The organism is Caballeronia sp. dw_276 (genome assembly GCF_018449635.1).
Lineage (GTDB): Bacteria > Pseudomonadota > Gammaproteobacteria > Burkholderiales > Burkholderiaceae > Caballeronia.
This window is the reverse complement of sequence record NZ_JAAVUV010000006.1, coordinates 429205-444545: the sequence shown is the minus strand read 5'-3', so window position 1 is coordinate 444545 and position 15341 is coordinate 429205. Positions and strand designations below refer to the sequence as shown.

Annotated in this window: 14 protein-coding genes and 1 tRNA gene; 3 read left to right on the top strand and 12 right to left on the bottom strand. The window is 58.9% G+C overall.

The window, feature by feature from the left end; translation table 11 throughout:
• Positions 1-81: 81 nt before the first annotated feature.
• The 11 genes from HB633_RS15825 to HB633_RS15775 form a co-directional block, all read right to left on the bottom strand.
• Positions 82-1335, bottom strand: a complete 1254-nt coding sequence (locus tag HB633_RS15825) for an NADH-quinone oxidoreductase subunit D (protein WP_056353974.1) — start codon at positions 1333-1335, stop codon at positions 82-84.
• A gap of 9 nt (positions 1336-1344) precedes the next feature.
• Positions 1345-1947 (bottom strand): NADH-quinone oxidoreductase subunit C, encoded by a 603-nt coding sequence (locus HB633_RS15820; RefSeq protein ID WP_213779018.1) that lies wholly within the window; start codon positions 1945-1947, stop codon positions 1345-1347.
• Positions 1948-2050: 103 nt separating this feature from the next.
• The gene (locus HB633_RS15815; RefSeq protein ID WP_027819582.1) at positions 2051-2530 is read right to left on the bottom strand and encodes an NADH-quinone oxidoreductase subunit B; all 480 of its coding nucleotides are present in this window, start codon (positions 2528-2530) and stop codon (positions 2051-2053) included.
• A gap of 81 nt (positions 2531-2611) precedes the next feature.
• Entirely contained in the window at positions 2612-2971 is a 360-nt protein-coding gene (locus HB633_RS15810; RefSeq protein ID WP_056353980.1) for an NADH-quinone oxidoreductase subunit A, read from the bottom strand.
• A gap of 161 nt (positions 2972-3132) precedes the next feature.
• Positions 3133-3217: transfer RNA gene (locus tag HB633_RS15805), tRNA-Leu, on the bottom strand.
• A gap of 114 nt (positions 3218-3331) precedes the next feature.
• Positions 3332-3709 (bottom strand): preprotein translocase subunit SecG, encoded by a 378-nt coding sequence (gene secG, locus HB633_RS15800; protein ID WP_213779010.1) that lies wholly within the window; start codon positions 3707-3709, stop codon positions 3332-3334.
• Positions 3710-3796: 87 nt separating this feature from the next.
• Entirely contained in the window at positions 3797-4579 is a 783-nt protein-coding gene (tpiA, locus tag HB633_RS15795; protein WP_213779008.1) for a triose-phosphate isomerase, read from the bottom strand.
• Positions 4580-4764: 185 nt separating this feature from the next.
• Positions 4765-5781, bottom strand: a complete 1017-nt coding sequence (locus HB633_RS15790; protein ID WP_213779007.1) for an NAD(P)H-quinone oxidoreductase — start codon at positions 5779-5781, stop codon at positions 4765-4767.
• A gap of 162 nt (positions 5782-5943) precedes the next feature.
• Positions 5944-8094, bottom strand: coding sequence for a polyribonucleotide nucleotidyltransferase (pnp, locus tag HB633_RS15785; RefSeq protein ID WP_213779005.1), 2151 nt, complete (start codon positions 8092-8094; stop codon positions 5944-5946).
• A gap of 376 nt (positions 8095-8470) precedes the next feature.
• Positions 8471-8746: a 30S ribosomal protein S15 gene (gene rpsO, locus HB633_RS15780; RefSeq protein ID WP_056353993.1), complete on the bottom strand. Its 276-nt coding sequence runs from the start codon at positions 8744-8746 to the stop codon at positions 8471-8473.
• 245 nt (positions 8747-8991) lie between these two features.
• Positions 8992-10278: a branched-chain amino acid ABC transporter substrate-binding protein gene (locus tag HB633_RS15775; RefSeq protein WP_213779004.1), complete on the bottom strand. Its 1287-nt coding sequence runs from the start codon at positions 10276-10278 to the stop codon at positions 8992-8994.
• Positions 10279-10508: 230 nt separating this feature from the next.
• Here HB633_RS15775 and HB633_RS15770 point away from each other — a divergent pair, with 230 nt between their 5' ends.
• The 3 genes from HB633_RS15770 (at position 10509) to HB633_RS15760 (ending at position 13552) form a co-directional block, all read left to right on the top strand.
• A complete protein-coding gene (locus tag HB633_RS15770; protein WP_213779003.1) occupies positions 10509-11015 on the top strand; it encodes a hypothetical protein in 507 nt (168 codons plus the stop codon).
• Between the two features lie 222 nt (positions 11016-11237).
• Positions 11238-11891, top strand: coding sequence for a carbonic anhydrase (locus tag HB633_RS15765; protein WP_213779001.1), 654 nt, complete (start codon positions 11238-11240; stop codon positions 11889-11891).
• 95 nt (positions 11892-11986) lie between these two features.
• Positions 11987-13552: a SulP family inorganic anion transporter gene (locus HB633_RS15760; protein WP_213778999.1), complete on the top strand. Its 1566-nt coding sequence runs from the start codon at positions 11987-11989 to the stop codon at positions 13550-13552.
• Between the two features lie 97 nt (positions 13553-13649).
• Here the strand turns inward: HB633_RS15760 and HB633_RS15755 are convergent, their stop codons facing one another.
• Positions 13650-15194 carry a 2-isopropylmalate synthase gene (locus HB633_RS15755; RefSeq protein WP_213778998.1) on the bottom strand — a complete coding sequence of 515 codons (1545 nt, stop codon included), beginning with the start codon at positions 15192-15194 and terminating at the stop codon, positions 13650-13652.
• Positions 15195-15341 lie beyond the last annotated feature (147 nt).

Sequence of the window (15341 nt, the reverse complement as noted above, 5' to 3'; positions counted from 1 at the left end):
GGTTCGCCGGCACGTTCAGCACTAAAGCGCGAGCGGGCCGGCATGATGCAACATGATGCGATTGATGTCCGCGACGGCATGTCAGCGGTCGATCTCGCCGAACACGATATCCTGCGTTCCGATGATCGTCACTGCATCTGCGATCATGTGGCCACGCGCCATTTCGTCGAGCGAAGCAAGGTGCGCATAACCCGGCGCACGAATCTTCAATCGATACGGCTTGTTCGCGCCATCCGAAATCAGATAAATCCCAAACTCACCCTTCGGATGCTCGACGGCTGCATACGTCTCGCCTTCGGGAACATGGAAACCTTCCGTGAAGAGCTTGAAGTGGTGAATCAACTCTTCCATGTTGGTTTTCATGCCAACGCGCGAAGGCGGCGCAATCTTGTGATTGTCGATCATCACAGGGCCAGGATTCTTACGAAGCCACTCAATACACTGTTTCGCGATACGCGTTGATTGACGCATCTCTTCAACGCGCACGAGATAGCGGTCGTAGCAGTCGCCGTTCACACCAACGGGGATATCGAAATCCAGCTGGTCGTAGACTTCGTACGGCTGCTTCTTGCGCAGATCCCATTCGATGCCCGAACCACGGAGCATCGCGCCGGTCATGCCGAGCTGCAACGCGCGCTCAGGACTGACCACACCAATACCCACGAGCCGCTGCTTCCAGATGCGGTTATCGGTCAAGAGCGTTTCGTATTCGTCCACGCACTTCGGAAAACGCGTAAAGAAATCGTCGATGAAATCGAGCAGCGAGCCCTGACGCGTTTCGTTCATGCGCGACAACGCCTTCGCATTGCGAATTTTCGATGCCTTGTATTGCGGCATTGCGTCAGGCAAGTCGCGATACACGCCGCCCGGACGGTAATACGCCGCGTGCATCCGTGCGCCGGATACCGCTTCGTACACGTCCATCAAATCTTCGCGCTCACGGAACGCATACAAAAAGACCGCCATTGCACCGACGTCGAGCGCGTGCGAGCCGATCCACATCAGGTGATTCAGCACCCGCGTGATTTCGTCGAAGAGCACGCGAATATATTTCGCGCGCACCGGCACGTCGATGCCGAGCAGTTTTTCGATGGCCATCACGTAGCCGTGCTCGTTCACCATCATCGACACATAGTCGAGACGGTCCATGTACGGCACGGATTGAATGAAGGTCTTCGATTCGGCGAGCTTTTCCGTCGCGCGATGCAAGAGGCCGATATGCGGATCGGCACGTTGAATCACTTCGCCGTCGAGCTCCAGCACCAAGCGCAGCACACCGTGCGCAGCCGGGTGTTGCGGGCCGAAATTGAGCGTGTAGTTCTTGATCTCTGCCATGGCGTTCTCTTAGTGTTTCAGACCGCCATAGCGGTCCTCGCGGATCACTCGCGGCGTGATTTCGCGCGGCTCGATCGTCACGGGCTGGTACACGACGCGCTTTTCCTCCGGGTCGTAACGCATTTCGACATATCCCGACACCGGGAAGTCCTTGCGGAACGGATGGCCGATAAATCCATAGTCGGTGAGAATGCGGCGCAGGTCCGGGTGACCTTCAAAAACGATACCGAACAGGTCGAATGCTTCGCGCTCGTACCAGTTCGCCGACGACCACACGTCCACCACCGAGGCGACGATAGGCACTTCGTCGTCCGGTGCGAAGACGCGCACGCGCAGACGCCAGTTGTTGGCGACCGAAAGGAGATGGAGGACGGCCGCGAAACGCGGACCTTCGTAGGCGCCGTCGCCGTACGCGGAATAGTCGACGCCGCACAGGTCGACGAGCTGCTCGAAACCGAGCGAGCGGTCGTCGCGCAACTTGAGCGCGACATCGAGGTAATTCGCCGCCTTGACGACGACTGTCAATTGCCCGAGCGACTCGGTGATGCTATGCAGGCGGTCGCCGAACGCCGCCTCGAGGTTCGCTTTCAGGGTCTCGAGTTTGCTTGCCATATTGGGGAGGCTCAGGCCTTGGTGACGCTTAATTGGACTTCTGTGACGCTGACCGGCATGCTGATGATGGCGTCACGACCTTGTATCGACCGCGCTTGTTCAATTACTGGCGGGCGATCGTGCTGGTGCGGCGAATCTTCGCCTGCAGCTGGATCACGCCATATACAAGCGCTTCAGCCGTCGGCGGGCATCCGGGCACGTAGACGTCGACCGGGACGATCCGGTCACAGCCGCGCACGACAGAATACGAATAGTGGTAATAGCCGCCGCCGTTGGCGCACGAACCCATGGAGATGACCCAGCGCGGCTCGGCCATCTGGTCGTACACCTTGCGTAGCGCAGGCGCCATCTTGTTGCACAGCGTGCCGGCGACAATCATCACGTCCGACTGCCGCGGACTCGGACGAAATACGACGCCGAAACGATCCAGGTCATAGCGGGCAGCGCCCGCATGCATCATCTCGACCGCGCAACACGCAAGACCGAACGTCATGGGCCACAGCGACCCCGTGCGCGTCCAGTTGATCAGCTTGTCAGCCGTGGTGGTGACAAACCCTTCCTTCAAGACCCCTTCGATACTCATTTGCTTTCACTCCAGATGAGCAGCCAGCCATAGCTACCCAGCAATCCGGTGATCCGAAATTCTCAACTCGCCGCCTGCCCTTCACTCCCAGTCCAGCCCACCCTTTCTCCAGATGTAGGCGAAACCCAGCAGAAATTCGAGCAGAAAAACCATCATGGACAAGAAACCCGGCCAACCGATGTCGCGCAGGGCAACGCCCCACGGAAACAGGAACGCGGTTTCGAGATCGAAAATAATGAACAGAATAGCGACGAGATAATAGCGCACATCGAACTTCATCCGCGCGTCTTCGAAGGCCTCGAAGCCGCACTCGTAGGGCGCGTTTTTTTCCGTGTCAGGCTTGTTGGGACCGAGGATCTTGCCGATGCTGACGAGAGCGATACCCAAACCGGTGCCCACGACGAGGAACAGCAAGACGGGATAATAGGCTGAGAGATTCACGACTATCCTCAAATCGGTTTGATCTGGTGTGCCGGCCGGGACGACTGCCCAACCGATTTTCAACTAAAGACGACCAATACGTAAGAACCCTTACATATTCGCCCGCCAGAAGTGACAATGCCAGCCGAAGCAATGCATGCGGCTGGCATTGGATAACTTTTTGGTGCCGACGGCGAGACTCGAACTCGCACAGCTTTCGCCACTACCCCCTCAAGATAGCGTGTCTACCAATTTCACCACGTCGGCACTGTCTTGCAATCCGGTAAATCAACTTCTAATTGCCGGGAATCGCTTCGAGAACAAAATTATAACTGGGTTAAGCAGTTTGTTCAACGCACAAAAGGTGCTGAAAGCGAAAATTTATTTCGGGACATCAGAGCCCGGAGCCGACGATGCAACCGGCGCCGAACCAGCCACAGGAACCGATGCACCGACGGTCGTATTTGCAGCGGGCGCGGTCACTGCAGCCCCGCCCAGCACGCCTGCCGAGGCTGCAGGCTTGTAACTTCCCAAGTAAGTCAGCGTCAGCGTCGAGATGAAAAACACCGCCGCGAGGACCGCAGTCGTACGGGATAAAAAGTTCGCTGAACCGGTCGCGCCGAACAGACTTCCAGATGCGCCGCTACCGAAAGCCGCTCCCATATCGGCGCCCTTACCGTGCTGCAACAATACCAGCCCGATAACGCCAAACGCCGACAGCAACTGGACGACGATAATCAATGTCTTTAAATACAGCATTCCGTTCACCCGACTCTTTAATGTTCACGCGACACTGTTGCGCCACGCTTTTTAATGCTTACATTTTCGAAAGCTTAAACTCGGCAATTAAACCGAAACGTTTTGTGCTGCCTGACAAATCGCAAGGAAATCCTTAGACTTCAACGACGCGCCGCCTATCAATCCGCCGTCGATGTCCTGTTGAGCGAACAGTTCTTCCGCATTTTCAGGCTTGACGCTGCCGCCGTAGAGCACGGGCACGGTCGCCACACTCGCACCCTTCGCAGCGAGCTGCCCGCGCAAAAACGCGTGAACCTGTTGCGCCTGCTCCGTTGTTGCGCTTTTACCCGTCCCGATCGCCCAGACCGGTTCGTAAGCCACAACGATTTTCGCCGCCTGGCTCTCGCTCAGGACCAGCAATACAGCCTCAAGCTGTGTTCCAACAATCTGCTCAGTCGAGCCGTTTTCGCGTTGTTCCAGCGTCTCACCCACGCAGACGATGGGTACGAGGCCAGCTTCTAAAGCACGCTGCGCCTTCACCGCCACCAAGTCCGAATGTTCGTGATGATAGGCACGACGCTCAGAATGGCCAACGATCGCGTAAGTCGCATCCAAGTCCGCTGCCATGCCGGCAGCAACTTCACCCGTATAAGCACCTTGCTTATGAGCCGAAACATCCTGCACGCCCCACGCGACTACCGATCCGGCCAGCAGAGCCTGCGCTTGCGCCAGGTACGGCGTCGGCACGCACAAGCCTGTTCGAACGCCATTCTGCAACGCAGCCGCGCCCGCGGCGACTGCCTGCAGCAAGGCCGCGTTCTCGACCAGCCGACCGTGCATCTTCCAGTTTCCAACTACCAGCTTTGCGCGTTTGGCTTGTTCTTGCGGCATTTGTCTCGTCTTAGCAGCGAGGCTGCCGATTAAAAGGTGGAAAGGAACCAGAAAAATGAACCGAAACGGAACTTTCGGGCACGCCACTCCAGTACAACATGCAATTTTACTGTGCCTGGCGGAAGACGGTCAAACACCGAAATCTTGCCGACAGCTTATTTTCAGCTTTGCGCACACACTCGCGGTCAGGCAACCTGACTCCAGTCGAGCACTATTTTGCCGATGTGCGTACTGCCTTCCATTAATTCGTGGGCTGCTGCGGCCTGATCGGCGGCGAAAACCTGATGAATTACTGGCTTGATGCGCCCTGCCTCGATTTCCGGCCACACCCGCTCTTTCAATTGGACCGCGACCTTGCCCTTGAACGCGACCGAACGCGGACGCAGGGTCGAACCCGTGATCACGAGACGGCGGCGCAGCACTTCGTTCAGATTGATCTCGGCTTTCGATCCACCCAACGTTGCAATGACCACCACACGGCCGCCATCGGCCAGCGCTTTCAGTTCGCGGGGAAGGTAATCGCCCGCGACCATGTCGAGGATCACGTCCACGCCACGGTCATTCGTCAGCGACTTCACGACATCGACGAAATCTTCCGTTTTGTAGTTGATCGCCCGTTCCGCACCTAGCTTTTCGCACGCCTGACATTTTTCGTCGGAACCGGCCGTCACGAACACGCGATGCCCCAGCGCCTTGGCAATCTGGATTGCCGTCACGCCGATACCGCTCGAACCGCCCTGGATCAGGAGCGTCTCTTCGGCGCCGTTCTCACCCTTACCCAGGTGCGCGCGCTCAAATACGTTACTCCACACGGTAAAGAACGTCTCCGGCAATGACGCCGCTTCGATATCCGTCAAACCCGCAGGCACCGGCAGGCACTGCTCGAGTGGCGCGCATGCATACTCGGCGTAACCACCGCCCGCAAGCAGCGCGCAGACACGATCGCCCGCCTTCAGGCCAAACGGATTGTGTTTCGGGTCGAAGTCACCGCGCACGATCTCACCCGCCACTTCCAGCCCCGGCAAATCCGACGCCCCCGGCGGCGGCGCGTAACCGCCCTTGCGCTGGAACACGTCCGGACGATTCACGCCCGAAGCCGCAACCTTGATCAGCACTTCGCCAGCCTTGGGTTCCGGCATGGGGCGCTCGCCCAGCTTTAACACTTCGGGCGCGCCAAATTCGGTGATTTCGATCGCTTTCATCTGCGTATTCCTTCGAGTCGGACTTCGTCAAACCGCGATGTAACCTCATGGCATTGCAGGCTCCGTCAAGAACCCGCAATAACACGGAATCACATTCGAACCGTCATATTTAAAAACGGCCGGCACGCAAGCAACTCGCGCCGGCCATTCCAACTTACCGCATTACTGCGGTTGCGTCGGCTGGATCGGTTGAATCGGCTCGCCGCCTTCGGCCAGCAGCGCCTTCGCCGACAAACGCACACGACCCTTTTCGTCTGTCTGGATGACCTTGACCTTCACGATCTGACCTTCCTTCAGGTAGTCGTTGATGTCCTTGATGCGCTCGTTGACGATTTCCGAGATGTGCAGCAAACCATCCTTACCCGGCAGGATGTTGATGATCGCACCGAAGTCAAGCAATTTCAGTACCGGACCTTCGTAGATCTGACCCACTTCTACTTCGGCCGTGATGTTCTCAATGCGCTTCTTCGCTTCCGCCATGCCTTCGCTGCTCGTGCTCGCGATGGTCACCACGCCGTCATCGGAAATATCGATGGTCGTGTTGGTTTCTTCGGTCAACGCACGGATCACCGAACCGCCCTTGCCGATCACGTCGCGGATCTTTTCCGGATTGATCTTCATGGTGATCATGCGCGGCGCGTAGTCCGACAGGTTCGTGTTCGTGCCCGGAACCGCCGTCGTCATCTTGCCGAGAATATGCATGCGGCCTTCCTTCGCCTGAGCGAGCGCGACCTGCATGATTTCCTTGGTGATGCCCTGGATCTTGATGTCCATCTGCAGTGCCGTCACGCCTTGCGCCGTGCCCGCCACCTTGAAGTCCATGTCGCCGAGGTGATCTTCGTCGCCGAGGATGTCCGTCAGCACCGCGAACTTGTTGCCTTCCAGAATCAGGCCCATCGCGATACCAGCAACGTGCGCCTTCATGGGAACACCGGCGTCCATCAGCGCGAGACAGCCGCCGCAGACCGATGCCATCGACGAAGAACCGTTCGATTCCGTGATTTCCGATACAACGCGGATGGAGTAGCCGAATTCGTCGGCGCTCGGCAGGCACGCGGCCAGCGCGCGCTTGGCCAGACGGCCGTGGCCGATTTCACGGCGCTTCGGCGAACCGACGCGGCCCGTTTCGCCGGTCGCGAACGGAGGCATGTTGTAGTGAAGCATGAAGCGTTCGCGGTACTCGCCTTCGAGCGCGTCGATGTTCTGTTCGTCGCCCTTCGTGCCGAGCGTCGCCACAACCAGCGCTTGCGTTTCGCCGCGCGTGAACAGTGCCGAGCCGTGCGTACGCGGCAGCACGCCGGTACGGATTTCGATGGGGCGCACGGTGCGCGTGTCACGGCCATCGATACGCGGTTCGCCGTTCAAGATCTGCGTACGGACGATCTTCGCTTCGATATCGAACAACACGTTGCCGATAGTCGCCTTGTCCGCCGGCGTTTCGCCACGGGCAGCGGCTTCTTCGGTGAGCTTTGCGGTCGTCGATGCGTAGACTTCCTTCAGCTTTGCGCTGCGTGCCGACTTGTCGCGAATCTGATAAACCGACAGCAATTCTGCCTCTGCCAATTCAGCCACGCGCGCGATCAGCGGTTCGTTCTTTGCAGCCGGCGCCCAATCCCATTCCGGCTTGCCACCTTCCGCCACCAGCTCATGGATTGCATCGATAGCAACTTGCATCTGGTCGTGACCAAACACCACGGCGGCCAGCATGACTTCTTCAGTCAATTGCTGCGCTTCTGATTCCACCATCAAAACCGCGCGTTCCGTACCGGCGACGATCAAGTCGAGCGCCGATTCCTTCATTTGCGGACGCGTCGGGTTCAGCACGAATTCGTTGTTGATGTACGCAACGCGGGCGGCGCCCACCGGGCCGTTGAACGGCAGGCCGGAGATGGCCAGAGCCGCCGACGCGCCGATCAGCGCGGGAATGTCGGCGGGTACATCCGGGTTCAGCGACAGCACGTGAATCACAACCTGGACTTCGTTGTAGAAGCCTTCAGGGAAAAGCGGACGCAACGGGCGGTCGATCAAGCGCGAGATCAGCGTTTCACCTTCCGACGGACGGCCTTCGCGACGGAAGAAACCACCCGGGATCTTGCCGGCTGCATAGGTCTTTTCCAGATAATCGACGGTCAGCGGGAAGAAGTCCTGGCCCGGCTTTGCCGTCTTCGCGCCGACAACCGTCGCGAGCACCACGGTATCTTCCACATCGACGATCACAGCGCCGCTTGCCTGGCGCGCGATTTCACCTGTTTCCAGGCGAACGTTGTGTTGTCCCCACTTGAATTCCTTGACGATTTTCTTAAACATTCTCACTCCTTCTTCGTTATGCCCCGCAGCGTTCCGACGTGTTGTCGTGCGTTCCGGACCATCCGGAACCCGCGCACACGCCGATGAAAACCGCGAAGCCAAGCGATGACCGGAACCACGCAAGAGAGGGGTGTATGTCATTCCAACGCAACACGACACGCGATGCGCATGACGCGCTGGAATGACACAAAGCTCTGCCGCGAGGCCCGGCCCTGTAGTCGAATCTGCTTCCGATCCGGGTTGGCTTTAATGCAAGCCTTCGATATTTCCCACTGTTTTCCTGCTGATTTCCTGCATTGCGCCCATACACAGCGCGCCGTTCAAAAACAAAATGCCTGTATCAGCAAACTGACACAGGCATTTCGTTGAGAACGCTAGCCGCTTACTTGCGCAGACCCAGCTTTTCGATCAGCGAGCGATAACGGTCAGCGTCTTTGCCCTTGAGGTAATCGAGCAGCTTGCGGCGACGGCTCACCATGCGCAGCAGACCGCGGCGGCTGTGGTGATCCTTCGTGTGGGCCTTGAAGTGAACGGTCAGTTCGTTGATACGGGTCGTGAGCAGTGCGACTTGCACTTCAGGCGATCCAGTGTCATTTGCGGCGCGCGCATATTCTGCGACGACGTCGGACTTCTTTGCATGAGCAACTACGGTAGACATTTGATTTTCCTTTGATACGAACAGGCGGTCACGGAAGAAGGGCCGTGCCGTGGGTTTTCTGCATCTTTCCTCAGCCATACTTCGGCCTTGGATTACCTTGCCGGACGCGTTCAAGCGGGGTTTGAAGCCCAGCCCTGCATACGGCAAGTCGCGAATTATAGCACAGCGGTTTTGTCCGTCGACACGGTTACGGCCAGCGAACGCTATTACGCAATAGGCCTGCGCCCAAGCTTTTCCGGCTGCGTTCACGGCGCCGGACGTTTCATCTGGCAGGTCGTCGGCATCGCCGTATTTGCCGCCGGAATCTTGAGCAAGGTGCGAAAGCCGAAGGTCGAGCCTTCATTGTCGAAGCGCACGCCCGGCGTGCCCGCTTTGTCCATTTCGATGACGTAAAGGGGCTGGATCACCTGGTGGTCCGCCGCGCGCATTTCAGTTGTCTGGAAACCCGTGTCGAGCTTCATGCCTTCCAGGGCGCGAGCGACGGCTGTCGGATCTGCGCTCCTCGCCTTTTGCATTGCGTTGCCGAGCATTTCGATCATCAGCGGCATGCGCAGGAAGAGGTAGTCGTCGGCGGAAGCGGGATAACGGCTCCGGAACGCCGCGTAATACGCATCGGAGCTCGCGCCGCCCGCGTTCGGATGCCAGTCCGCCACCGCCACCACGTGCTCCACGCCGGCATCGCCCAATGCGGCGGGCGCTCCCAGGCTGTTGCCATAAAACGTGTAGAAGTGCGTGTCGAGGCCCTGCTCCCGCGCGGCCTTGACCAGCAGCGTCAGGTCGTTGCCCCAGTTGCCGGTGATGACGGCATCGGCGCCGCTCGAACGGATCTTCGCGATGTACGGCGCGAAATCCTTCACGCGTCCGGCGGGGATGAATTCATCGGCGACGATTGCGATGTCCGGCCGGCGCTCCTTCAGCGCACGTTGTGCTTCGCGGCTGACATCGTGGCCGAAGCTGTAGTCCTGGTTGAACAAATAGACCTTTTTCACCGATTTCTCGCGCTGGATTACATCGGCGAGTGCGTTCATGCGCATGCCGGCGTGAGCATCGAAGCGGAAATGCCAGAAACTGCAGTTTTCGTTGGTGAGGGCCGGATCGTCGGCGGAATAATTCAGGAAGACCACGCGATGTTCAGGATCGCGAGCGTTCTGCTTGTTGATGGCATCGACGAGCGCCGCAGCCACCGCCGAGCTATTGCCCTGCGTGACGAAACCGATTCCCTGGTCGATGGCCGCGCGCAGTTGCACGAGGCTCGCCTCGCTGCTGCCTTTGCCATCGAGCACCACCAGTTGCAGCAGATGCCGCCCGTCAGGCAACACCACGCCCCCGTTGGCATTCACGCGTTCCACGCCGAAGCGCAAATTGCGCTCGACCGACGCACCCGCGTTGGCAAACGGGCCCGACATCCCTTCGATCATCGCGATGCGAATCGGCGCGAGGTCGGCGGCCACGGCCGGCGCAGCGAAGCCACCGCAAACAATCGCTGTAACTGCCGCTCTGCTGCATTTCGCCAAGAAATCACGCAATCCCATACCGCCCCATCCAAGATAAAAACCGAACCGCGGATCATAGGCCTCGGGGCACGCCGCGTGCAACATCCAAAGAAATGCGCGCTTAAATGGAATACCCGTGCGTGGCTGCGCGTTTCCTGAACAAGCGAGCCGGGCAACGGCTGCAATCACCCGCCCTGCCCCATGTCAAAATAAGCACCACAGCAAAAAACCCACGATGACTTGTGGACACGCACACGAAGGAGGCTTCAATGTTGATCAAATCGATACGAAAACCGGCCGCGATAGTTCTGGCCCTGTTGATGACGGCATGTGCGCAGCCGTGGCAAAACTATCAGGCGGGCGCGGATTCATCGACGGTGACCGCCCGGCTCGGGCCGCCGAAAGAGGTCTACGACCTGCCGAACGGCGGCAAGCGCCTGATGTGGCCGACCCAACCGCTGGGCGAAGTCACGACGGCGGCTGACATCGATGCATCCGGAAAAATTGTGAGCGTGCGGCAGGTTCTAGACGAAAACGAGTTCTATAAGGCGCAAATTGGTACGTGGACCCGCAAGGACGTATTGCTGAACTTCGGGCGCCCGGTCGAGACATCCTACTTCCCGTTGATGAAGCGTGAAGTCTGGACTTATCGGTATATGGAAGCGGGTTATTGGTACATGATGTTCAGCTTCTACTTCGATGACCAGGGCATCGTCCGCCTCACGCAAAAAACACCGGATCCGCTGCACGATCCAGATCGCCGCAACTTCTTCTGAAGCAGCCAGCAATCAAGCGCCTCTCGCGCCCACCGGGCGATTTATTTCTCGTCCGAAAAAAATGCCGCCGTCAAACGCGGCATTTTTTATGCCTGGACGTCCGGAACCTTTTCATAGAAAGTAATTCGTAAGCTTACGCCTACGATGTGTCAGCAAACCGGAACATTGTTTCCCTGTACATCGCCTACCATTACGCTTTTGGAGCTGATTGGAGCATTCACCATGACTAGACCCAAACGCATGCTTGTCGAAAACGTGGGTTGGGCGGCGGAAATCGCTGCCAGCGACCCCGCCTTTTTCGAAACCCTCGCTCAGGGACAAAGCCCGACCGTACTGTGGCTTGGCTGTTCGGACAGCCGTGTGCCGGCCGAGACCATTACGCACTCCAAGCCCGGTGATCTGTTCGTCCATCGCAACATCGCGAACCTCTTTTCACCTGACGACGACAACACCATGAGCGTCCTCGAATACGCGGTGAACGTGCTAAAAGTGGACGATGTGATCGTGTGCGGACATTACGGATGCGGCGGCGTGCGCGCGTCGTTGCTGCCCATGTCGCCGTCGCTGCCGCACGTCAACCGTCGGATCGCGCCGTTGTGCGCTTTGGCTCGAAAACACAGCGATGAACTCGATGCCATCGAACCCGGCGACGGACGCATCGACCGGCTCGCCGAGCTGAGCGTGCTGGAACAAGTCCACGCAATACGGCGCGTGTCGACCGTTCGCGACGCCGAGCGCCCGCCGCGCGTCCATGGCTGGATCTTCGGCCTGCGCGATGGCCGCATCAAGGTGCTTTCATCCGGCGATCCGGCTGACGCGGACGCTGAACCTGCCCCAAGCGCCGTGCACTACATGACCGAAACAGCCGGCAATTAGTTACCAGCCAGCCGGCGCAAAACCCCAGCTCCAAACTTCTTCTGTGCGACATCCCCTGGGACATCGCACGGTCCAACTCGCGCCCAAAAAAGCCTATGAACCTACGCCAAACGTTTGCCAATTTCCCTCGCGACATGTTCGCGGGCACCGTCGTCTTCCTTGTCGCGATGCCGTTGTGCCTCGGCATTGCCAATGCATCCGGCGTCGAACCGTTTGCGGGCTTGCTGTCGGGCATTATCGGCGGGCTGGTGGTGGCGCTTTTGAGCGGCTCGCAATTGAGCGTGAGCGGACCGGCGGCGGGACTCGTCGTGATCGTGGTGGACGGCATTGCCAAGCTCGGCAGCTTTTCCACTTTCCTCATGGCCGTGATGCTCGCGGGCGCGATCCAGTTCGGATTCGGCATGCTGAAGGCCGGGCGTTTTGCGGCGTACGTGCCGTCGTCGGTGATCAAAGGGATGCTCGCCGCGATCGGCTTGTTGCTCATCATCAAGCAAGTGCCGCTCGCCGCCGGTTTTGCCAACGATGGCGCCCACGTCGCGGCCGGAGCGCCCGGCACGATCGCCACACCTTTTGGCGCGATGTCGCTCGCCGCCTGCGCGGTCGCCATTGTGTCGATCGCGATCCTGGCCGGTTGGGAAACCCGGGCGATGCGCCGCTTTGCGCTGGTACGCGCAATGCCTGCGCCGCTTGCCGTGGTGATGCTCGGCATTGCAATCACGCTGGCGCTCGACTACACCGCACCGGGTTTTGCGCCGCCGGCGGAGCATCGTGTGTCGCTGCCCTCGCTGGCTTCGTTCGCCGCATTGAACGCCGCCCTCGACTGGCCAAACTTCGAACAACTCATCAATCCCGATGTCTGGCGCCTTGCGATGACGCTTGCCATCGTGGCGAGTCTCGAAACCTTGCTGAGTCTGGAGGCTGTCGAGCAGATCGATCCGAAAAAACGCGCGGCGCATCCGGATCGTGAATTGAAGGCGCAGGGAATCGGCAACATGATGGCGGGCGCGATTGGCGCATTGCCGATCACGTCCGTGATCGTGCGCAGTTCGGCCAACGTCCACGCGGGCGCGCAAAGCCGATGGTCGGCCGTCATTCACGGCGTGCTGCTGCTAGCGAGCGTGTTCGCGCTGACGGCGGTCATCAATCTCATTCCGCTGGCGTGCCTCGCCGCGATCCTGATTTTTACCGGTTTGAAGCTCGCAAAACCTTCGCTTTTCAAAGCCGTCGCGAAGCAGGGATTCGTGCGGTTTGCGCCGTTTATTGTGACGATCGTCGGCGTGTTGACGACCGATTTGCTGATCGGCATTTTGCTCGGTATCGCGTGCAGCATCGCGCTTGCTATCCACGCGAACTTGCAGCGGCCGATCACCATAGCGCAACACGACGATCACTTCCTGCTCTCGTTTCGCAAGGACGTGTCGTTTCTCGGAAAGGTATCGCTCAAGCATCACCTCAAGCAGATTCCCGACAACGCGACGGTGATCGTCGACGCAAGCCGCGCGGATTTCATCGATCCCGACGTGCGTGAACTCATCGATAAGTTCATCGCAGATGCTCCCGCTCGCGGGATTCACGTTGAGTGCCGGCAGTTGGACAACGCGGCGCGGGAACGGCCAGCGCATCCGTCACGGATAGCTTTTTTCAAACGGGTATTGCGCTAGTCAGCACCACAATAAAAAACGGCCCTCGCTTTTGGCGAGAGCCGTTTTTAATCAACAAGGCGACCGGGTCAAATGCCTTGCTGTTGATTCATGAAGATCACGAAAGCTGCGGATTGAGCTTCTCGACTTTCGAATGAAGTTTGTTGAGCGCGGCAAGATACGCTTTCGCCGATGCCGCCACAATATCCGGGTCCGTGCCCACGCCGTTCACAATCCGGCCGCTCTTCGACAAACGCACCGTCACTTCACCCTGGGCTTGCGTACCCGTGGTGATTGCATTCACCGAATACAGCACGAGCTCGGCGCCGCTCGTCACCTTCGATTCGATTGCGTGCAAGGTCGCATCGACCGGACCATTGCCGCGTGCTTCGCCGCGCACTTCGATTCCATCGACCGCAAACACCACGCGTGCGTGCGGCTGCTCGCCCGTCTCGGAGTGCTGCGCCAGCGATACAAAACGGAACGTTTCCTTCGCCTGGGCTTCCGCAGATTCTTCGGAGACGATTGCCATGATGTCTTCATCGAAGATTTCCGATTTGCGGTCGGCCAGTTCCTTGAAGCGCACGAACGCCGCGTTCACGTCCGTTTCCGATTCCAGCGACACACCCAGATCTTCGAGGCGCTGCTTGAACGCATTTCGGCCCGACAACTTGCCAAGCACGATCTTGTTCGTCGCCCAGCCAACGTCTTCCGCACGCATGATTTCGTAGGTATCGCGCGCTTTCAAAACGCCGTCCTGATGAATGCCCGATGCATGCGCAAACGCGTTTGCGCCGACCACGGCCTTGTTCGGCTGCACGACAAAACCCGTGATCTGCGAGACGAGCTTCGACGTCGGGACGATATGCGTTGTATCGATACCGAGCTCCAACCCGTAATAATCCTTGCGTGTTTTCATCGCCATCACGACTTCTTCGAGCGCGGTGTTACCCGCGCGCTCGCCGAGACCGTTGATGGTGCACTCGATCTGACGCGCCCCGCCGATATGCACGCCGGCCAGCGAATTGGCGACCGCCATGCCGAGGTCGTCGTGGCAATGCACGGACCAGACCGCCTTGTCCGAATTCGGCACGCGTTCGCGGATGGTCTTGATGAGATTGCCGTAGCCTTCCGGCACGGCGTAGCCGACCGTATCCGGAATGTTGATGATGGTCGCGCCTTCATCGATCACCGCTTCGAGCACGCGGCACAAAAAGTCGAGATCCGAGCGGCTGCCGTCTTCTGGCGAAAATTCTACGTCATCCGTGAACTTGCGCGCGAAACGCGTGGCAAGACGCGCCTGCTCGTAGACCTGATCGGCGCTCATGCGCAGCTTCTTTTCCATGTGCAACGCCGACGTCGCAATGAAGGTATGGATGCGGAAGTGATCGGCGGGCTTGAGGGCGTCGGCAGCGCGCTGGATGTCCTTGTCGTTGGCGCGGGCGAGAGAGCAGATCGTGCTGTCCTTGATGAGGCCGGCAATGGTGTGGATAGCATCGAAGTCGCCGTTCGAACTGGCGGCGAAACCGGCTTCGATCACATCGACTTTCATCCGTTCGAGCGCTTTTGCGATCCGGATCTTCTCGTCTTTCGTCATCGACGCGCCGGGGGACTGCTCGCCATCGCGAAGCGTCGTGTCGAAAATGATGAGTTTGTCTGCCATGTTCGGGCTCCAGTGGGGAATTTTGGATTTAATAAGGCGGTGGAGAAAGGCGATACGGAATTCGGGTGTTCGCGCCACCGCTGGCGTCGAAAACCACGAACGAGCAGACGGGAGGCGGGAAGCTTAGCGCGGCAGGCGCGCTAGTAG